The organism is Thiomonas sp. X19 (assembly GCF_900089495.1).
Lineage (GTDB): Bacteria > Pseudomonadota > Gammaproteobacteria > Burkholderiales > Burkholderiaceae_C > Thiomonas_A.
Genome location: NZ_LT605203.1, coordinates 3,845,612 through 3,865,069 on the forward strand (window position 1 = coordinate 3,845,612; position 19,458 = coordinate 3,865,069).

13 protein-coding genes and 1 pseudogene are annotated in these 19,458 nt (G+C 64.7%); 7 read left to right on the top strand and 7 right to left on the bottom strand.

The window, feature by feature from the left end; all coding sequences use genetic code 11:
- Positions 1–453: 453 nt before the first annotated feature.
- Together THIX_RS18740 and THIX_RS18745 are read left to right on the top strand one after the other, a co-directional pair.
- Positions 454–1,779 carry an IS110-like element ISCARN20 family transposase gene (locus THIX_RS18740; protein ID WP_086558138.1) on the top strand — a complete coding sequence of 442 codons (1,326 nt, stop codon included), beginning with the start codon at positions 454–456 and terminating at the stop codon, positions 1,777–1,779.
- A gap of 100 nt (positions 1,780–1,879) precedes the next feature.
- Positions 1,880–3,205: an IS110-like element ISCARN20 family transposase gene (locus THIX_RS18745; protein ID WP_086558138.1), complete on the top strand. Its 1,326-nt coding sequence runs from the start codon at positions 1,880–1,882 to the stop codon at positions 3,203–3,205.
- A gap of 67 nt (positions 3,206–3,272) precedes the next feature.
- Here the strand turns inward: THIX_RS18745 and THIX_RS18750 are convergent, their stop codons facing one another.
- From THIX_RS18750 to THIX_RS18760, 3 genes are all read right to left on the bottom strand, one after another.
- Complete coding sequence (locus THIX_RS18750; RefSeq protein ID WP_112487404.1) at positions 3,273–4,592, bottom strand: tryptophan--tRNA ligase; 1,320 nt, start codon at positions 4,590–4,592, stop codon at positions 3,273–3,275.
- Positions 4,593–4,726: 134 nt separating this feature from the next.
- Positions 4,727–5,293, bottom strand: coding sequence for a DedA family protein (locus THIX_RS18755; protein ID WP_112487405.1), 567 nt, complete (start codon positions 5,291–5,293; stop codon positions 4,727–4,729).
- Between the two features lie 149 nt (positions 5,294–5,442).
- Positions 5,443–5,646 carry a cold-shock protein gene (locus THIX_RS18760; RefSeq protein ID WP_031405959.1) on the bottom strand — a complete coding sequence of 68 codons (204 nt, stop codon included), beginning with the start codon at positions 5,644–5,646 and terminating at the stop codon, positions 5,443–5,445.
- Positions 5,647–5,901: 255 nt separating this feature from the next.
- Here THIX_RS18760 and THIX_RS18765 point away from each other — a divergent pair, with 255 nt between their 5' ends.
- The 3 genes from THIX_RS18765 (at position 5,902) to lspA (ending at position 10,467) form a co-directional block, all read left to right on the top strand.
- Positions 5,902–6,873 (top strand): bifunctional riboflavin kinase/FAD synthetase, encoded by a 972-nt coding sequence (locus tag THIX_RS18765; protein WP_112487406.1) that lies wholly within the window; start codon positions 5,902–5,904, stop codon positions 6,871–6,873.
- A 96-nt stretch (positions 6,874–6,969) separates the two neighbouring features.
- Positions 6,970–9,831: an isoleucine--tRNA ligase gene (ileS, locus tag THIX_RS18770; RefSeq protein ID WP_112487407.1), complete on the top strand. Its 2,862-nt coding sequence runs from the start codon at positions 6,970–6,972 to the stop codon at positions 9,829–9,831.
- A gap of 114 nt (positions 9,832–9,945) precedes the next feature.
- Complete coding sequence (gene lspA, locus THIX_RS18775; protein ID WP_112487408.1) at positions 9,946–10,467, top strand: signal peptidase II; 522 nt, start codon at positions 9,946–9,948, stop codon at positions 10,465–10,467.
- Positions 10,468–10,504: 37 nt separating this feature from the next.
- Here the strand turns inward: lspA and THIX_RS18780 are convergent, their stop codons facing one another.
- Together THIX_RS18780 and THIX_RS18785 are read right to left on the bottom strand one after the other, a co-directional pair.
- Positions 10,505–11,485 (bottom strand): quinone oxidoreductase, encoded by a 981-nt coding sequence (locus THIX_RS18780; RefSeq protein ID WP_112487409.1) that lies wholly within the window; start codon positions 11,483–11,485, stop codon positions 10,505–10,507.
- Between the two features lie 103 nt (positions 11,486–11,588).
- Positions 11,589–12,812 carry an MFS transporter gene (locus tag THIX_RS18785; RefSeq protein WP_371413017.1) on the bottom strand — a complete coding sequence of 408 codons (1,224 nt, stop codon included), beginning with the start codon at positions 12,810–12,812 and terminating at the stop codon, positions 11,589–11,591.
- Positions 12,813–13,288: 476 nt separating this feature from the next.
- Between THIX_RS18785 and THIX_RS24990 the strand changes: the two genes are divergently transcribed.
- Positions 13,289–14,296, top strand: coding sequence for a protease pro-enzyme activation domain-containing protein (locus tag THIX_RS24990; protein ID WP_112487410.1), 1,008 nt, complete (start codon positions 13,289–13,291; stop codon positions 14,294–14,296).
- Here THIX_RS24990 and THIX_RS18795 read toward each other — a convergent pair.
- Positions 14,290–14,853 (bottom strand): annotated as a pseudogene (locus THIX_RS18795) (EAL domain-containing protein); the annotation flags it as partial. The gene THIX_RS24990 and the pseudogene THIX_RS18795 sit on opposite strands and share 7 nt — an antisense overlap.
- Here THIX_RS18795 and THIX_RS18800 point away from each other — a divergent pair.
- A complete protein-coding gene (locus tag THIX_RS18800) occupies positions 14,817–16,172 on the top strand; it encodes an IS1182-like element ISThsp16 family transposase (protein ID WP_112484377.1) in 1,356 nt (451 codons plus the stop codon). The pseudogene THIX_RS18795 and the gene THIX_RS18800 sit on opposite strands and share 37 nt — an antisense overlap.
- A gap of 149 nt (positions 16,173–16,321) precedes the next feature.
- Here the strand turns inward: THIX_RS18800 and THIX_RS18805 are convergent, their stop codons facing one another.
- Positions 16,322–18,994 carry a diguanylate cyclase domain-containing protein gene (locus THIX_RS18805; protein WP_158540956.1) on the bottom strand — a complete coding sequence of 891 codons (2,673 nt, stop codon included), beginning with the start codon at positions 18,992–18,994 and terminating at the stop codon, positions 16,322–16,324.
- Between the last annotated feature and the right edge of the window lie 464 nt (positions 18,995–19,458).

Below are 19,458 nucleotides of genomic sequence, written 5' to 3' on the forward strand. Positions count from 1 at the left end.
GGCCCCCCGAGGGGGGTGAGAAAACTTGGGGTGGCCCGGCGTTTTCTCATGAGCATCCCAAGCCCCTGGGGGCGCCCGGCGTTTGCGAAGAAACGATCTTTGGGCTACAAGGTGAACGGCAGTGCCGAGATGACCGACAAGTCATTGGTGCGAGCCTGCGGCGTTGTAGGACGCCGTGAGGTGAGCCCGCTCGTGAGCCCCTGGGGGCGCCCGGCGTTCGCGAAGAAACGATCTTTGGGCTACAAGGTGAACGGCAGTGCCGAGATGACCGACAAGTCATTGGTGCGAGCCTGCGGCGTTGTAGGACGCCGTGAGGTGAGCCCGCTCGTGAGCATGGTCCGGGAATCGTCGGCGACAGTGGTGAGCACAGCGATGTGCATCCCGTTTGAGAGATCGAGTCGAATTCGACGACTCCCATGGCGCTGCCGTTCGTTGACAATCTTGGAGCAAACGATGGCGATGCGCAAGCGAGATGATGATCTGGTCTTCCCCAACGCGGCGGGTATCGACGTAGGAGGGTCGAGCCACTGGGTGGCGGTACCCCGGCAAGCCTGCGACGAACCGGTGCGCGAGTTCGGTGCGATGACCGACGATCTGCACGCCATGGCCGACTGGCTGCTCGCGTGTGGGGTCGACACCGTGGCGCTGGAGTCCACCGGGGTGTACTGGATCCCGGTGTTCGAGGTGCTGGAGCAACGCGGCTTGACGGTGTTTTTGGTCGATGCGCGGCAGATGAAGTATGTGCCTGGGCGCAAGAGCGATGTGCAGGACTGCCAGTGGTTGCAGAAGTTGATGAGCCTGGGGTTCTTGCGCGCGGCGTTCCGCCCGACCGATGAGGTCTGTGTGGTGCGTGCCGTGGCCCGTCAGCGCGACGTGCTCTTGGCCGAGCAGGCCAGTTGGGTGCAGCGCATGCAAAAGGCGCTGGTGCAGATGAACATCCAGCTCACCGAGGTTCTGACCGATGTCATGGGACTGACGGGACAAGCCATCATCCGCGCCATCGTCGCTGGCGAGCGCGACCCCAAGACGCTGGCCCGGTATCGCAACGCTCGTGTCAAGGCCAGTGAGACGGAGATTGCCAAGGCCTTGACGGGCAATTGGCGCGATGAGCACCTGTTCGTGCTGCGCCAGGCGCTGGCGATGTATGACGACATTGCCCGGCACCTGGGCGAATGCGACGCCAAGCTGCAAGGACTGCTGAGCCAGCTTGGCGCGGCCAAGGTCGATCTGGGCAAGACGCCTCGTGCAGGCAGCAAGCTGCGCGCGCAGTTCGACGCACGCCAGATTCTGGCCAACTGGGCCGGCGTCGATCTCACGCGCATCAACGGCCTGGGTCTGGCTGCGGTGATGAAGATCCTCTCGGAGGTCGGCCCCAACCTGAGTCGCTTTGCCAACGTCAAGCACTTCTGTTCTTGGTTGGGGCTGTGTCCGGGCACGAAGATCAGCGGCGGCAAGGTGCTGTCAGCCAAGACCCGGCGATCCGCCAATCGGGTCAGGCAGGCGCTGAAGATGGCCGCGATGAGCCTGTCGCACAGCGACTCGGCCCTCGGCGCGTTCTACCGCCGCTTGTCGGGCCGCATGGACAAGCCGCGTGCCAATACCGCCACCGCGCACAAGCTGGCGCGCATGGTGTATTTCATGCTGACGCGTGGCGAGGCGTTCGTCGATCAAGGCCAGCAGCGCTATGAAGATCAGCAGCGCGAGCGCTCAATCGTCGCCCTCAAGCGCCGCGCCGCTGCCCTTGGCTTCCAGATCCATCCAAACCCGGTGCCAGCATGAAACCGGCCTTCAACCCATTTTGTTTCTTGAGAGGNAGAGATCGAGTCGAATTCGACGACTCCCATGGCGCTGCCGTTCGTTGACAATCTTGGAGCAAACGATGGCGATGCGCAAGCGAGATGATGATCTGGTCTTCCCCAACGCGGCGGGTATCGACGTAGGAGGGTCGAGCCACTGGGTGGCGGTACCCCGGCAAGCCTGCGACGAACCGGTGCGCGAGTTCGGTGCGATGACCGACGATCTGCACGCCATGGCCGACTGGCTGCTCGCGTGTGGGGTCGACACCGTGGCGCTGGAGTCCACCGGGGTGTACTGGATCCCGGTGTTCGAGGTGCTGGAGCAACGCGGCTTGACGGTGTTTTTGGTCGATGCGCGGCAGATGAAGTATGTGCCTGGGCGCAAGAGCGATGTGCAGGACTGCCAGTGGTTGCAGAAGTTGATGAGCCTGGGGTTCTTGCGCGCGGCGTTCCGCCCGACCGATGAGGTCTGTGTGGTGCGTGCCGTGGCCCGTCAGCGCGACGTGCTCTTGGCCGAGCAGGCCAGTTGGGTGCAGCGCATGCAAAAGGCGCTGGTGCAGATGAACATCCAGCTCACCGAGGTTCTGACCGATGTCATGGGACTGACGGGACAAGCCATCATCCGCGCCATCGTCGCTGGCGAGCGCGACCCCAAGACGCTGGCCCGGTATCGCAACGCTCGTGTCAAGGCCAGTGAGACGGAGATTGCCAAGGCCTTGACGGGCAATTGGCGCGATGAGCACCTGTTCGTGCTGCGCCAGGCGCTGGCGATGTATGACGACATTGCCCGGCACCTGGGCGAATGCGACGCCAAGCTGCAAGGACTGCTGAGCCAGCTTGGCGCGGCCAAGGTCGATCTGGGCAAGACGCCTCGTGCAGGCAGCAAGCTGCGCGCGCAGTTCGACGCACGCCAGATTCTGGCCAACTGGGCCGGCGTCGATCTCACGCGCATCAACGGCCTGGGTCTGGCTGCGGTGATGAAGATCCTCTCGGAGGTCGGCCCCAACCTGAGTCGCTTTGCCAACGTCAAGCACTTCTGTTCTTGGTTGGGGCTGTGTCCGGGCACGAAGATCAGCGGCGGCAAGGTGCTGTCAGCCAAGACCCGGCGATCCGCCAATCGGGTCAGGCAGGCGCTGAAGATGGCCGCGATGAGCCTGTCGCACAGCGACTCGGCCCTCGGCGCGTTCTACCGCCGCTTGTCGGGCCGCATGGACAAGCCGCGTGCCAATACCGCCACCGCGCACAAGCTGGCGCGCATGGTGTATTTCATGCTGACGCGTGGCGAGGCGTTCGTCGATCAAGGCCAGCAGCGCTATGAAGATCAGCAGCGCGAGCGCTCAATCGTCGCCCTCAAGCGCCGCGCCGCTGCCCTTGGCTTCCAGATCCATCCAAACCCGGTGCCAGCATGAAACCGGCCTTCAACCCATTTTGTTTCTTGAGAGCCTGAGGCGTCCGCGGGCGGTCCCCCGCGGACTCTCAAGAACTGGCAAGCGCCGACAAGGCTTCAAGCACCTCGTCCGGCTTCACACCTTGTGGCAAGACCACTGGCGCGGTAGCCAGCACGGCCCCACCATCCGCCTTGAGTTTTTGGATCCACGCCCCAGCCTCCTTGCCCTGGGCAAAGCCATGGCTTTGCAATAAAACACGGTCGCCGGGTCCGGTGAACTTGAAATAGAACAAGCCATCCGCCTCGCGGTATTGCTTGAATGACGGTGCAGCAAGCTTGCCCCTGTCGGCCTTGCCGCCGTCCGACTCACCGGGTGATGCGCGCGCGACAGCCAGCATGCGGCGCAAGCCCACGGCCTGACGCAGTTCAGCGATGAACGGCTGCGCCAGACGGCGCGCCTTGTCGGCCCCGGCCATCAAGAGATCTTCCAGCCGATCCGGGTGCGCCATGAACTCGACATAGCGTGCGCGCATGGGCGCCAGTTCGGCCTCCACCAGGGCGAACAAGTGCTGCTTGGCCTCCCCCCAGCCCAAGCCGGCTCGCAGTTCGTTCCGAAAGTTGGCGTTCTGCTCGGGCTCGGCAAAGGCTTCATACAGCGTCACCAGGTGCGAAGCGTCGGGATCCTTCGGCTCCCCAGGAAGCCTGGAGTCGGTCACGATGCGTGCGATGGCTTCACCCAGGGCCTTGGTTCCGCCCTCGAACAAAGGGATGGCGTTGTCGTAGCTCTTGCTCATCTTGCGCCCATCGAGTCCTGGCAGAGTCGCAACCTGCTCTTCGACCACCGCTTCGGGCAGCACAAAAAAATCGCGTCCGCCACCGAACATGTGATTGAAGCGCTGTGCCAAATCGCGTGTCATTTCGATGTGCTGCACCTGATCACGGCCGACCGGAACCAGATGGGCGTTGAACATCAGGATGTCAGCCGCCATCAACACGGGATAGCTGAACAAACCCATGGTCACACCTGCGTCCAGATCCTCCCCGGCGGCGGCATTGGCATCACAAGCGGCCTTGTAGGCATGGGCCCGGTTCATCATGCCCTTGGGGCACACGCAGGTCAGCAGCCAGGTCAGTTCCAGAACTTCGGGCACGTCGCTCTGGCGGTAGAACGTGACCAGCTCTGGATCCAGGCCGCTGGCCAGCCAAGTGGCGGCGAGTTCCAAGCGGGAGCGCGCGATGCGCTGTGGATCGTCACACTTGATCAGCGCGTGGTAATCCGCCAGGAAAAAAAAACTCTGTACGTTCTCACGTCGACTGGCTTGGATTGCCGGCCGGATGGCACCGACGTAATTGCCGAGGTGGGGAGTACCCGTGGTCGTGATGCCTGTCAGGACTCTGGTTGTCGTCACGGTTGGTCTCGCGAAACTCGCTTTGCAAATGATGTTCGGCTCAGTCTAATGGCATGCGCTTGTCTGGCACTGCGGCCTGCATACGGCAGGAATGCTGTCATGCGGCAAGCGGCAGAAGTCGTGTTGGCCGTGTTTTAACGCGGCGCTTGACCACGCCGGCCCCGGCGGCGTGCAACCAGCCACCAAACCACAAACACCAGAGCCAGGAGCAAGAGCAAACCGATCTCGACCCGCTGCACTTGCCCGGACAACACCGAAAGCGCCTGTCCAAACACCCATCCCAGGCCGGCGAACAAAGGAGCCCAGATCAAAGCGCCGACTGCATTGAACAGCGCAAACCGGCCTGGTGTGACGCCTGCCGTGCCAATGATGATGGGCCCTGCAATACGCAGTCCATACAAAAAGCGCACGCCGATGATGGCCCAATGCGGGTAGCGCCGCAACAAACTTTCGACGCGTGGAAACTGCGCGGCCAGCCGGGGAAAACGCGCCAACAAACGCGCACCCCATAAGCGTCCGATCCAATAGAAGAATTGATCGCCCAGGGTGGCTGCAAGCGCCGCCACCAAGACGACCAGCCCCCAATTGAGCAGGCCACGATGGGCTGCGTAGCCCGCGGCCAGCAACACGGTTTCGCCTTCGGCAAATGCGCCCACGGCGACGGCTGCATAGCCCCAATCGTGAATCCACTGTTCCAGCACGCTGTCTCCAGGGACGGCCGCGCCATGCAGGGCGAACCGAGGCGCGTGATCATAAATAAAAAAACCGGCTCGAGGAGCCGGTTTTTCAGAGCCTGGGGCGACGCGGCGAGAGGGACCTCGCAGTGCGCCGCAAGCAGAAAACTTTGATCTCAGATGGGGCGGATCTGTGAAGCTTGCGGGCCCTTGGGGCCAGCCTTCACGGTGAATTCCACGCGCTGATTTTCTTGCAGGGTACGGAAACCCTTGGATTGGATTTCACTGAAGTGAGCGAACAGGTCTTCGCCGCCTTCGTCGGGTTTGATAAAACCAAAACCCTTGCTTTCATTGAACCATTTCACGATGCCGGTGGGCATAATCATCCTTTCGAATCTTGAACATTAAGAAGAATGCAAATCTTCAACAAGCCCAGCCGGTGTATTGAAACTCATGAAACCTAACTGTAGGTAGAAACTACCCGTCTTGAAGCGACTGCAGGACCTACTATACACCGATTGGTGTGTTTGCAAGAGCATCGTGCGAAGCGCGCCACAAATCCCCAACAGCCGACCAGCGCACCGTTGCCCCGGTGCCACAAGGTGGCTGTGTTGACTCGACGAGCACCACCTCCCATGCAGGTTTTTCGCGGCTTTCATCACGCGGCGCTGGCGACACCCAGCGCTGTCAGCATCGGCAATTTCGATGGTGTCCACCGCGGGCACCAGGCCATGCTTGCCTTGCTGGTGAGCGAGGCGCGGCATCGCAAGCTGGCCTCCTGCGTGTTGACCTTCGAGCCCCATCCGCGCGACTATTTCGCCGCCATGCAAGGCATGCCGGATCTGGCTCCAGCGCGCGTGGCCAGCCTGCGTGACAAGCTGGCGGAATTGGAGCGCTGCGGCGTCGATCGCGTGGTCGTGCTGCGCTTCAACCAGCAACTGGCATCTCTGCCAGCCCAGGACTTCATCCAGCAGGTGCTGCTCGACGGGCTGCATGCGCGCTATGTGCTGGTTGGCGACGACTTTCGCTTCGGCGCCAAGCGCGTTGGCGACTACGCCATGCTCGACGCGCAAGGTCTGCGCCTGGGCTTCGACGTGGCCCGCTTGAACGCCTATGAAGTGCATGGGCAGCGCGTTTCCAGCTCCGCCGTGCGACAGGCCCTGGCCAGCGGTGACATGACTCTGGCGGCGAGCCTGCTCGACCGGCCCTATGTCATTTCCGGCCATGTGCAGCATGGGCGCAAGTTGGGGCGCACGCTGGGCTTTCCGACCCTTAACCTGCGCCTGGCGCATGCCCGTCCTGCGGCGCGTGGCATCTTCGCCGTGCGTGTGCACGGCCTTGCCGAGCAGCCCCTGGACGGCGTTTCCAGCCTGGGGCTGCGCCCCACGGTGGACGACTCGGGCCGGGTGCTGCTGGAGACCTATGTGCTCGATTGGGCGGGAGATGCCTACGGTAAACTCGTATGCGTGGAACTGCTGCATAAATTGCGCGATGAAGCGCGCTATGACTCGCTGGATGCCCTGACCGCGGCCATCGCCGCCGATGTGCAGCAGGCGCGCGCCTGGTTCGCGATCACCCGCCGCCACACCAGTTCATCCCGAATTTGACGCGAGCCCCGGCATCCGCGTCGCGGGCCCGCAGCCCTGTTGCGGCTTCGCACTCCACCCCTTCCGTTCGCGCCCTCCCGGCGCCCCGCTCTCGCCATGACTGATTCCAAACCCGATTACCGCGCCACGCTCAACCTGCCCGACACTGCCTTTCCGATGCGCGGTGACCTGCCCAAGCGCGAACCGGGCTGGATTGCGCAGTGGGAGGCCCATGGCGTGTACCAGCGCCTGCGCGCGGCGCGCGTCGGACGCCCGAAGTTCATCCTGCACGACGGTCCGCCCTACGCCAACGGCCAGATCCACATGGGCCACGCCGTGAACAAGGTGCTCAAGGACATGATCACCAAGTCGCGCCAGCTCGCCGGATTCGACGCGCTGTACATCCCGGGCTGGGACTGCCACGGCCTGCCGATCGAGAACGCCATCGAGAAGAAATATGGCCGCAACTTGAGCCGCGACGACATGCAGGCCAAGAGCCGCGCCTACGCCGCCGAGCAGATCGCGCAGCAGATGGCGGACTTCAAGCGCCTGGGCATCCTCGGCGACTGGGACCACCCCTATCGCACCATGGACCCGGCCAACGAGGCCGGCGAGATCCGCGCCTTCAAGCGCGTGATCGAGCGCGGCTTCGTCTACCGCGGCCTCAAGCCGGTGCACTGGTGCTTCGACTGCCACTCCTCGCTGGCCGAGTTCGAGATCGAGTACGCCGACAAGAAGTCCCAGACCCTGGACGTGGGTTTCCTGTGCGCCGAGCCCGAAAAACTCGCCGCCGCGTTCGGCCTGCCCGGGCTGGACCAGGAGGCCTACGCCGTCATCTGGACCACCACGGCCTGGACCCTGCCCGCCAACCAGGCGCTCAACCTCAACCCGGAACTCGACTACTGCCTGGTGGACACCGCACGCGGCCTGCTGCTGCTGGCCGCGGCGCGGGTCGAGGACTGCCTGCAGCGCTATGGGCTCGAAGGCCGCGTCGTCGCCACCACCAAGGGGCAGAGCCTGGCCGGCATCAACTTCCGCCATCCGCTTGCAGCCATCGACCCGGGCTACGACAGGCTCAGCCCCGTTGACCTCGCCGATTACGCCACGGCCGACGACGGCACCGGCATCGTGCACTCCTCGCCCGCCTATGGCCTGGACGACTTCAACTCCTGCCTCGCCCACGGCATGCGCATCGAGGACATCCTCAACCCCGTCCAGGGCGACGGAATGTACGCCGCCGACCTGCCCTTGTTCGGCGGCATGCAGATCTGGAAGGCGGCGCCGGTCATCACCGACGCCCTGCGCCAGGCCGGCAGGCTGTTCGCGACACGAGACATCCTGCACAGCTACCCACACTGCTGGCGCCACAAGAGTCCGGTGATCTACCGCGCCGCGGCGCAATGGTTCATCCGCATGGACGAAGGCGAAGGCGTGTTCACCAAGGACAAGGCGCCCAAGACCCTGCGGCAGATGGCGCTGAACGCCATCGACCACACCGGCTTCTATCCCGAGAACGGGCGCGCCCGGCTGCGCGACATGATCGCCAACCGGCCCGACTGGTGCATCTCGCGCCAGCGCGCCTGGGGCGTGCCGCTGCCCTTCTTCCTGCACAAGGAGACGGGCGAGCTGCACCCGCGCACCATGGACATCCTCGACCAGGCGGCCAACCTGGTCGAGCAGGGCGGCATCGAGGCCTGGAGCCGCGTCACGGCCGAGGACATCCTCGGCCCCGGCGACGCGCCGCACTACATCAAGAGCAGCGACATTCTCGAGGTGTGGTTCGACTCCGGATCGACTTTCTTCCACGTCCTGCGCGGCACCCACCCCGAGGCCCACCACGACACCGGGCCCGAGGCTGACCTCTATCTGGAAGGCCATGACCAGCACCGCGGCTGGTTCCACAGCTCGCTGCTGCTGGCCTGCGCGCTGGAAGGCCGCGCGCCCTACAGAAGCCTGCTGACCCATGGCTTCACCGTCGACAGCCAGGGCCGCAAGATGAGCAAGTCGCTGGGCAATGGCGTGGATCCACTGGAAACCAGCAAGAAGCTCGGCGCCGAAATCATCCGTCTGTGGGTGGCCTCCAGCGACTACTCGGGCGACATCGCCGGCGACGACAAAATCCTCGCCCGCGTGGTCGACAGCTACCGCCGCGTGCGCAACACCCTGCGCTTCCTGCTCGCCAACGTGGCCGATTTCGACCCCGCCACCCAGGCCGTTGCGGTGGAGCAGATGCTGGAGATCGACTGCTGGGCGCTGGCCCGCGCTGGCGAATTCCAGGCCATGCTGCTGCAGCATTACGAGGCCTACGAATATCATCCGGTCGTGGCCAAGCTGCTCATCTTCTGCTCCGAAGACCTCGGCGGCTTCTACCTCGACGTGCTCAAGGACCGGCTCTACACCACCCCGGCCCAGGGCCTGCCGCGGCGCAGCGCGCAGACCGCGTTGTGGCACATCACGAACGCCATGCTGCGCTGGATTGCCCCCTTCCTCAGCTTCACCGCGGAAGAAGCATGGCGCCACTTCGCCCCGGCCCGTGCCGCCGAGACCGGCAGCATCTTCGTCGAGACTTATCACGCCCTGCCGGAGCCGGCTGATGCTGCTGCGTTGCTGGCCAAATGGGCGCGCGTGCGCGCGGTGCGCGACGAGGTCAACCGCGCGGTGGAAACCGTGCGCACCGAAGGCAAGCTCGGCTCGTCGCTGCAGGCCTGGGTGGACCTCACGGCGCCCGAGCCCGACCATGCCCTGCTCGCCAGCTTGCAGGATGAACTCAAGTTCGCCTTCATCACCTCGCAGGCCAGACTCCTGGAGGGCAGCGAACTGGCCGTGCAGGTGCAGGCAGCCGATGCTGCCGGGGCCAGCAAATGCGAACGCTGCTGGCATTGGGAAACCGATGTCGGCGCCGATGCCGGCCACCCCGGGCTGTGCCTGCGCTGCGTGGGCAATCTGCAAGGGCCGGGCGAGGTGCGCCGGTTTGCCTGAGGCGGCCGGCCCTGACAGCACGCCGCACACCATTGCGCGACCGGCATTCCGCCACGCTCATCCTGACCCACCCCATCCATGAACCAGCCCAGCCGCGCGCCTTCGTCCGACTCAATGCCCAAGTCCGCGTCCAACGCGCGCCCCAAGGTCTGGCCCTGGTTGCTCACGGCGGGCTTGGTGCTGGCGCTCGACCAGTTCAGCAAATGGCTGATCACGCAAGACTTGCCGCTCTATGCCGGCCGTCCCATCACCGGGTTTTTCAACCTGGTGCACATCGAGAATCCGGGTGCCGCTTTTTCCTTCCTCGCCGGGGCCGCGGGCTGGCAGCGCTGGCTGTTCACCGTGCTGGGTCTGGCCGCTTCCGCGCTCATCGTCTGGCTGCTGTTCCGGCATCGCGGCAAGACGCTGTTCAGCCTTGCGCTGGCGCTGATCCTCGGCGGTGCCCTGGGGAATGTCGCCGACCGCCTGGTGTGGGGTCATGTCACCGACTTTCTCGATTTCTACATCACCGTCGGCGGCCAGCAATGGCATTGGCCCGCGTTCAACCTGGCCGACAGCTCCATCTTCGTGGGAGCCGTCCTGCTGCTGCTGGACGAATGGCGCCAGTCGCGCAAACGCAAGGGCGACGCGGGCTGAGGCACGCAGCGCCTTGCAAGGCGCGCCGTCCATCCGCTCAGGGTTCAAGCACGATGCTGCCGGTGGTGGCGCGGCTTTCCAGCGCGATGTGCGCCTGCGCCGCATCGCGCAGGGCGAAGCGCTGGCCGATGAGCGGCTTGACCTGACCCGAGCCGACCACAGCGAACAATTCCGCGGCCATCTGTTCCAGCGTGTCGCGGTCGGCGATATGGGTCATCAAGGTCGGCCGGGTGACGTAGAGCGAACCCTTGGCCGCCAGGTCGGTGAGAGTCACCGGTGGCACCGGGCCGGAGGCATTGCCGAAGCTGACCATCAGGCCGAAGGGTTGCAGGCAGGCGAGCGAGCGCTCCCAGGTGTCGCGGCCGACCGAGTCGTACACCACCGCAACGCCCTTGCCGCCAGTCAGTTCCTTGACGCGCGACACCAGGTCTTCGCTGCGGTAGTTGATGCAATGGGCATAGCCGTTTTGCAGCGCCAGGCGGCACTTTTCGTCGCTGCCGGCGGTGCCGATGAGTTGCACGCCCAGCGCCCGTGCCCACTGCCCGGCGATCAGGCCGACACCGCCGGCGGCGGCGTGGAACAGGGCGACATCGCCAGCCTGCAGCTTGCGGGTGCGGCGCAGCAGGAACTGGGCGGTCAAGCCCTTGAGCATCATGGCTGCGGCGATATCGAAGGCAATCGCATCCGGCAGCTTCACCAGCACCCGTGCCGGCATCACCCGCGCCTGCGCGTAGGCTCCGGTCGGGCCGTTGCAGTAGGCCACGCGGTCGCCGGGCGCGAAGCTGGTCACGCCCTCGCCCACGGCCTCCACGGTTCCCGCGGCTTCCAGGCCGAGTCCGGCCGGGAACTGCAGCGGATAGAGGCCGGTGCGGTGATAGATGTCGATGAAGTTCACGCCTACGGCGCCGTGGCGCACGCGCACTTCACCGGGGCCTGGGTTGCCCAACGGCAACTCCTGCCACTGCAGGACTTCGGGGCCGCCGGTGCGATCGATGCGAATGGCGTGGGTGGTGGTCATGGTGGTCTCCGGAAATGGTTTCGATGGGCGTGCGAATCAAACCGCATTGTGCCCATTCAGCGGCGAGTTTGCAGGCCCGATCCGCCCCTTCATCCAGGCGGTTTCAGCCGAACCGCGCCCTGCTCTGCCATGCGGCCAGCATCAAGGCGCCTGCCGCCAGTGCCGCCCCGGTGCCGAAGGCGTAGGGCGCGCCGAGGTCTTGCCATAGCCAACCCGCGCCGAACCCGGCAAGCAATTGCAGCAAACCGGTGATGAGGTAGTACACCCCGAACGCCGTACCGCGCAGAGTCTGTGGCGCGGTGGCCGCCACGGCGGCTGCGAACACCCCCTGTGTCAGTCCCAGGTGCAGTCCGTACAGCGCCACGCCCAGCCAAAGTGCCGGCATGCCGGGCAGCGCCAGCAGCAGCATGGATGCGAGCAAAACCCCCATCCCCGACAGCAGCAAGACGCGCCGGCCGTAACGCTGCGCCAGCACGCCGGCGGGGTAGGCGCTTGCTGCATACACCAGGCTGAACAGCAGGGTGACGAGCGGAATCCACAACAAGGGCACACCCTGCTGCTGACCGCGCAGCACCAGAAAGGCCTCGGACAAACGGGCCAGGGTGAAGACCCCGGCCAAGGCCACCACGCCCCAGTAGGGGCGCGGCAGGCTGCGGACCACGGCGAAGCGCGGCGCTTTGTCCACCCCCGGCTGTTTGCTGCGGGAGACCGCGGAGCGCGCGCCCAAGTTCGCCGGTTCGCGCACCCCGAATACGAGAATGCCCACCGCCACCACGGCCGGCAGCACACCGAACCACAACAGCAATCGCAGCCGGTCGTGCAGCCACCAGAGCAGGCCGATGGCGGCCAGCGGTCCGAGGAAAGCGCCCACCGTGTCCATGCTCTGGCGCAAACCGTAGGCGGCGTTGCGCAACGGCTCGGGCGTGGCATCGGCCAGCAGCGCATCGCGCGGTGCGCCGCGAATGCCTTTGCCGATGCGGTCGATGAAGCGCGCGGCGATCACTTCCGTCGCGCCCGATGCCAGCGGGAACAGCGGCTTGGTCGCGGCCGAAAGTCCATAGCCCAGAACCGCCAGCAGCTTGCGCTTGCCCAGGCGGTCGGACAGCGCGCCGGAAAACGCCTTGAGCACCGAGGCCGTGGCTTCGGCAAGGCCTTCCACCAGCCCGACGACCACGACGCTCAAGCCGAGCACGCTGGTCATGTAGACCGGCAGCACCGCGTGGATGAGTTCGGACGACATGTCCATGAACAGACTCACCCAGCCGAGCAGCCAGACGGTGCGGGGCAGGCGCGTGTTCGGCGCGGGGTTTGGGGACGTTTCGGGTATGGCCAAGGGCTGTGGCGCCAACGGCGCGAAAAGCGGCAGCAGCGCTGCCCGGGGTGTGTTCCGGGCGGTTAAGCACAGTCTAAGGCGACGCTGAACAAGTTCCCGTGATGCAGCGCGCCGCGCATCGGGATGGGATGCAAGGCGCAAACCACAGCCATAGCCCAAGCTATGGCGCGGATTTGCAACGCCGCAGACCGCCCGAGGCGCGGACGCGATGCGCACGAGGGACTTGTTCAGCGTCGCCCTCTCAAGGAAACGCAGGGCCGCCCCAAGTTTCCTTGACCCCCATGGGGGGGCGGGCCGGCGAGCCGACCCTGGGGGCGCAGAGGGCGCAGACGAAAACAATATCGCGCGCGTTGTGCCCGGATCGAGGCCCACGTTGGCGGGGTGGCAGATGGTGACGAAGGCGCGCGGCGAGCAAGCGGGGCGCCGGCCCGCCATGACCCTTGAACGTACGGGCCCACCGGAGCTCACGCATGACGCGTCGCACGTATGTCGAATTGCCGGGCAGCCACAGATTGGAGCCGATCGCCAGCCGCAGCGCCGATGTGGCGCCGGACGAGCCGGCCGAGGTCCGCGTTGACCTCAAACCCCGCCCTGACACTGCCAAGACCACGCACGGCTGCACCCGCAACGAGTTGAACGCCCTTCGCACCACGGCACATCAAAGCGACATTCGATGCATCACCGATTTTGCACAGCAAGCCGGGCTGAGTGTGGTTTCCGTTGAACCCAGTAGGCGCCTGGTCAAGCTACTGGGGCCCGCGGCGAAAGTTGAGGCAGCCTTCCAAACCGAGCTTGGCCATGATCACGACGGCAAGCATCGCTTCCGCGACCGCTCGGGCCCAGTGCTGTTGCCGAATGACGTCGCTGCTGTTGTCGAAGCCGTCCTGGGGCTCGACACCCGGCCGGTGGCCGAGAGCCGCATCGCCCAACTGCGCGACGCTTCGGCGATGCCGGGTTATCTTCCGAACCAGGTCGGCGCCCTTTACGACGTTCCCACGGACGCCGGCCAGTGCATCGCCCTCATCGAGTTGGGCGGCGGCTGGCTACCTGGACTCGGACATCGCATCTCCAGCGCGTATATGCGGAACTTGTCGCCCAGCTTCCCATTCCCGGCGCGCAGGGCGGCGCCCATCACGAGATGCCGGCCCTGCACACCAGCAAGGATGACGAGTCCTCCATTTTGGAACGGGCGGCAGCTTGGAAAGCTTCCAGGAATCCACGGAAACAGCCCGAGTGTGTGGCCGTGCAGCAGAGTTTTTGTTGACGTGACTGGAGCGGCGGACTATGTCGCGGCCGCATCACAACGCCGGGCCAGATCCCCCGATGGAGATTGGGGAATGAAAACGGTTTGTTCGCGAAGCCAATCTGCCGCGACTGCGCCCAGGGGAGTTCGGGGGCTGGAGGGATCGATGCTCAGACGGAAATGCCGCACCCAGTCCGGCAGCTCGGAAGCGGGCATCGGCTTGGCCAGCGCGTAGCCCTGGCCACCGTCCGCACCCAACACGGCCGCGGCCTCGATCAGGTCTGGCGTCTCCAGGCCTTCGACCGCCACCGTGAGTCCGAGTCCTTTCCCCAGCCGCACCAGCGCGCCGATGAAGCCGATGATCCGGCGGGGATCTTTGTGCGCTTCGCGCACCAGCCCCTGATCGATCTTGACGGCATGAAACGGCAGGGTGCGCAAACGCAGCAGGCTGCTGTAGCCCGAGCCCAGATCGTCCATGACCAGCCGCACGCCCAAATCGGTCAGCATTTGCACAGCCGCATCGCGGCGCTTGTCATCGTCAAACTCCGCGCTTTCCAGAATCTCCAGGTGCAGGCGTCCCGGGGCCATGCCGTGCTTCTGCAAGGCGTCGTCGATCCAGCGCGGGTAATCGGCGTCGAGCAACACTTCGGGGGGCAGATTGATGGAGATGTCTAGGAGACTGTCGGACTTTGCGGTCTTCCGGATGAAGACGCTATCCGAGACAATTGCTGCTGCACAACCGAGAGCCCGAGCCGATGAGCCGCTTCGTCCCTGTTGACCGAGACACCGCATATCTGTTGCCACCGTCGGTGGACGAATGGCTGCCCACTGATCACTTGGCGCGCTTCGTGGTCGAAGTCATCGAGCAGCTTGATCTGGGCGATCTGGCCCGACAGTACGCAGGCCGGGGCTCGGCGGCGCACCATCCGGCGGTGCTGCTGGGCCTGCTGATCTACGGCTACGCCAACGGCGTGCACTCCAGCCGCAAGATCGAGCGGGCGACCTACGACTCGGTGGCGTTCCGCTTTGTTGCGGCCAATACCCACCCCGATCACGACACGCTGGCGACGTTCCGCCGCCGCTTCTTGAAGGAGGTGGAGGCACTGTTCGTGCAGGTGCTGGTTCTGGCGCGCGAGATGAAGCTGCTCAAGCTCGGACACATCGCGCTGGATGGCACCAAGATCGACGCCAACGCCAGCAAGCACAAGGCCTTGTCGTGGGCTCATGCCAACAAGATCGAGGCGCAGCTGCGCCAGGAAGTACAAACGCTGCTGGCGCTGGCAGAGAACAGCGACCGCGCGACGGTACCCGACGGCATGGATGTGCCGGCGGAGATCGCCCTGCGTGCAGATCGCTTGAGCGCAATCGCGCAGGCCAAGGCCAAGATCGAGCAGCGCGCCAGCGAACGCCATCAGGTCGAGCAGCAGGAGTACGAGGCCAAGACCGCCAAGCGCCAAGCCCAGCGCGAGGCGGGCAAGAAGCCGCGCGGCAAGGACCCTGAGCCGCCAGAGGCCGGCCCCCGGAGCAGCGATCAGGTCAACCTCACGGATGAAGAGTCGCGCATCATGCCCGTGTCGGGTGGGGGCTTCGAGCAAAGCTACAACGCACAAGCCGGCGTGGACATCGCGACGATGATGGTGATCACCCAGCATGTGAGCCAGGCATCCAACGACAAGCGCGAAGTTGTGCCTACGCTGCAGCAGATCCAAGCGTTACCCGCGGTGCTGGGCGAGGTGCACACGCTCATCACGGACAACGGCTTCTTCAGCCAAGCCAACGTGATCGCGTGCAACGACGCGGGTATCGAGCCGCTGCTGGCGCTCAAGCGGGAGTCGCATCACACGCCGGTGATGGGGCGCTTTGCACCCGATGTGCCCGAGCCCCAGACGACGGATCCGCTCGTGCAGATGGCACACCGCCTGGGCACGCAAGCAGGCCGAGCCCTGTACGGCCTGCGCAAGCAGACAGTGGAGCCGGTGTTCGGCATCATCAAGCAAGTGATGGGTTGGCGCCAGATGAGCATGCGCGGGCTGGCCAAGGCACAAGGCGAATGGAGCTTGGTGACCATGGCTTGGAACATCAAGCGCATGCACGTCCTGCGAGCCGCGTGAGGGCAATAGTGCGCCCCGACCACGCCAAAACCGAGTCCCCAGGCCGCCCCATGTGCCCTCACAGTGTCTCGCCAACCATCGAGAGCGTTCGATCAGCGCGCCGCTGTCAAAAAAAACGCGTCGCACTGATCAATCGGATTCGCTCGGGTTCAAGTCCGACAGCCTCCTAGCGACAGGCCCTGGGCATCCCATCGGGAAACCTGGGACAGCGCCTGATCCAGCCCGAGAACGAACAGGTGGGCAAGCTCGCTGCTTCCAAATGCCGACAAGAACTGCCCCGGGGTGATCAACTGCCCATCCTCCAGTCGCAGGCGGGCCAGCGCCTCGACCTTGAAGGGCTTGCCCGTGTGCAGATTGACCACCGGCTGCATGAACATCTCCAGTCCGCCGCCGAACAGCCGTTCGCGCCAATGACTCCGCTCCTGCGCAGGAAGAGGCGGGCTCAGACGCGAGGATTGGGATCTTTGCAGAAAACGGCGGCAGACCTGCGCCAGGCTGTCGAAGAACGCGTGCATCGCCGCGCTCTCGAACTGTCCGGGATACAAGCCATACAGGCCGATCACGCCCACCATATGGTCCCGTCCGTCCTTGATCGGAATGGCGACCGAACTGCGGATGCCCACCGCGTGCGCGGCTTCTTTCCAGGGGGCCATGCGGGGATCGCTGGAATAGCTGGGGTTGGTTTCAATGCGCTCACTGCGCCAGGCGCGGGGATGCGGGGATTGGCCGTAGGGGCTGTGCCTGTTCAGCTCCAACGATGGCACGCCATGGCGTTCGAGGGAGCGCATGTAGTCCCCGAAGCGTCCGGAGTTGAATTCGTAAACGAAGTGCCCCTGCGCATCGGGTTTGTAAAAAACGGCAGCACAAAGGCCCGGCAGCTTGATGATCTCATCGAGCATGTCCCGCGCAAAATCGACCCAGTGCACCCATTCCGGGAGCCGTTGCTCCAGTCTGAAAATCCACTGTGGAAATGGATCGTGGGTCTGCTGGATGGACTCGACCTGGGCTTCCAGTTCGACTTGCAGCCGGCCGATCAGGATGTGTACGAGATCTTGCCGGTCCGCAGCGCGGGCAGGCAAACTTCCGGCGATCTGACTCAGCAGTTGCAGATACCGTCCGAATGACTTGACCACGACCGCCGATCGCATGCCAACAAGGGCGTGGATCCGGCCGACCTGGGCGGCCCGCTGGCGCTGGCCGTCTTCCGTCAAATCCGCGGACAGCAGGCTGCGCAGGTGTTCGGCCTGATGTGCCTTGAGGTGGACGAATTCGGCTGGGCTCAGGCGCGCGAGAATCTCCGTCGACTCAGGCTCCTGGGCAACAGCGGCGTAAAAACGCTCGACAAAACGGTCTGCCACCGCCGCAAAATGCTCTTGCGCCGATTCGAGCAATCCTCCGGCTGTTGGGCCATAGGGATCGATGTGCAATGGATTGCACTCCAGCCGCGTTTCCTCGCTGTCCTGGGTGTCTTGTCCCCAGAGCCGCCACCAATGGGGGCGGTCAGCCTTGTGCAGTTTGCTGACATACAACGCGGCGTCGGCATGCCGCAGCAGCAAATCGGCGTCGGAGTCGTCGTCGGGGTATAGGGTCAGCCCGAGACTGAGACCGACCTGGGCGCGGTGGCCGCCGGGAAGTGCAAAGGGTTGCTCGACGGCAGTATGGATACGCTGAAGCGCTGCCATCAGATCGTCGGGTCGTGTCAGGCCTTCGAAGACCAGGACGAACTCATCCCCACCCAAGCGCGCCACCAGATCGGTTCCGCGCATGCAGGATCGCAGGCGTTGGGCAAGACTCTGCAACAGCGCATCACCCGCCGCATGCCCCCAGGTGTCGTTGACTGGTTTGAAATCATCCAGATCCATGTATCCGACGGCCAATTGGGTCCCGTTGCGCTTGGCTTGCGCCAGCGCCAGGGGCAGGCGCTGCTGCAAAGCCAAGCGGTTGGGCAGGCCCGTCAGCGGGTCGCTGTACGCCGCAGTTCGCAGGCGGCTTCTGTCGGCTTGTTGCTGCCGCAGCAGACGGCGCATCCACCAGGCGGCCAGAGTCAGAAGCGCGACGGCGAGAACCTCGAGCAGCCAGCGCGGCCAGGCTCCCTTGATCCAGGCCTGGACGACGAGCGCAGGGGGCCATCGAACCTGGATCATGAAGGGGTAGCCGGGCACCGCAATGTCCGGGCCAAACGCTGTTGCCGCAGGCTTGGAGAGCGTTGCCGCCCAGCCAACCTGGCCACCCTGCCAGATGCCGACGACGCTGCGATCACGGGTATCGATGACCTGGAAGCGCCAGGACGCAGAATCGACATGGCCCAGTAACCGGTCGACCCGATAGGGCGTGCCCACGAAAAACCGGGTTCGGCCCAGGCGATCGGCAACCCGGTAGCGTATGGGGATCACGCGCGACTGGACGCGTTGCGCATATTGGTCCTGACCCAGTAGAAACTGCGAATTCCGTGAAAGGGGAGTCAAGACGCGCCCCGGATTGATGGGGCGGGCGCTCTGCCGGCGGGTAGACCAGACGATCCGGTTTCCATCCGGCGATTGGATATTGAAGGCATAGAGGCTTGGGTGCAAAGCCAGATAGAGCCGGAGAATTGCGATCGTCTTGGCGCTGGGCGGACTCGAGGCACTGTCTGGCGGCAACAGCGCGGTGCCGAGGAATTGCAGCGCGGAGAATTGCCCATCGAGCCGGCTGGCGATTCGATTGGCGTATTGCAGGGCCGCGCTCTGCGCGCGGGCCTGCACCTCCTGCTTGGCGATTTGGAATTGCCAAGATTCGTTCCAGATCGCCCACAGCAACATGATGACCACTGGCAGCGCCAGCAAGGCCGTGATTCGGGATGGGGTGCTCAGGCGAGAGATGGGGTCGCATCGGGCCGATGAAGCGCGAGCGCAAGAAGCGAGGGACAACATGTCGGCGATTGTGCCCAAACGGGGGGCAACTCGCCGCGCTGGCAACGCACCCAAAGCGCCTAAACGTGCATTCCTTCACGCAAGTTCCGGAAATCGTCGGTCCATCACGGTCGGCACTTCAGCGGTCGTGAGGGAGTTTCCATGGGGATGTTGGCCAGGGCACGCAGACCACGATCAGGCCCACTCCCGCCGTTCGATGCGCAGTGCTCCATCGGCTCGTGTTGTTTGCCGCAATGCTCACAGCGGTTGCCGCTGCGGACGAGTTCAGCCTGGATGGCCTCGACGGCCATCGAGGTTGATCGGCATGGGAGGGCCAACGCGGTGAATGCGCAACCCCGGCATGGCTGGGCTGTTGCGCAGGTTCTGTTTGTGAAGCG

Coding starts and splice junctions, on each gene's coding strand:
- THIX_RS18760 (WP_031405959.1), bottom strand. CDS start 5,646: ATGCCCACCGGCATCGTGAAATGGTTCAATGAAAGCAAGGGTTTTGGT.
- THIX_RS18765 (WP_112487406.1), top strand. CDS start 5,902: ATGCAGGTTTTTCGCGGCTTTCATCACGCGGCGCTGGCGACACCCAGC.
- THIX_RS24990 (WP_112487410.1), top strand. CDS start 13,289: ATGACGCGTCGCACGTATGTCGAATTGCCGGGCAGCCACAGATTGGAG.
- lspA (WP_112487408.1), top strand. CDS start 9,946: ATGCCCAAGTCCGCGTCCAACGCGCGCCCCAAGGTCTGGCCCTGGTTG.
- THIX_RS18800 (WP_112484377.1), top strand. CDS start 14,817: ATGAGCCGCTTCGTCCCTGTTGACCGAGACACCGCATATCTGTTGCCA.
- ileS (WP_112487407.1), top strand. CDS start 6,970: ATGACTGATTCCAAACCCGATTACCGCGCCACGCTCAACCTGCCCGAC.
- THIX_RS18740 (WP_086558138.1), top strand. CDS start 454: ATGGCGATGCGCAAGCGAGATGATGATCTGGTCTTCCCCAACGCGGCG.
- THIX_RS18780 (WP_112487409.1), bottom strand. CDS start 11,485: ATGACCACCACCCACGCCATTCGCATCGATCGCACCGGCGGCCCCGAA.
- THIX_RS18745 (WP_086558138.1), top strand. CDS start 1,880: ATGGCGATGCGCAAGCGAGATGATGATCTGGTCTTCCCCAACGCGGCG.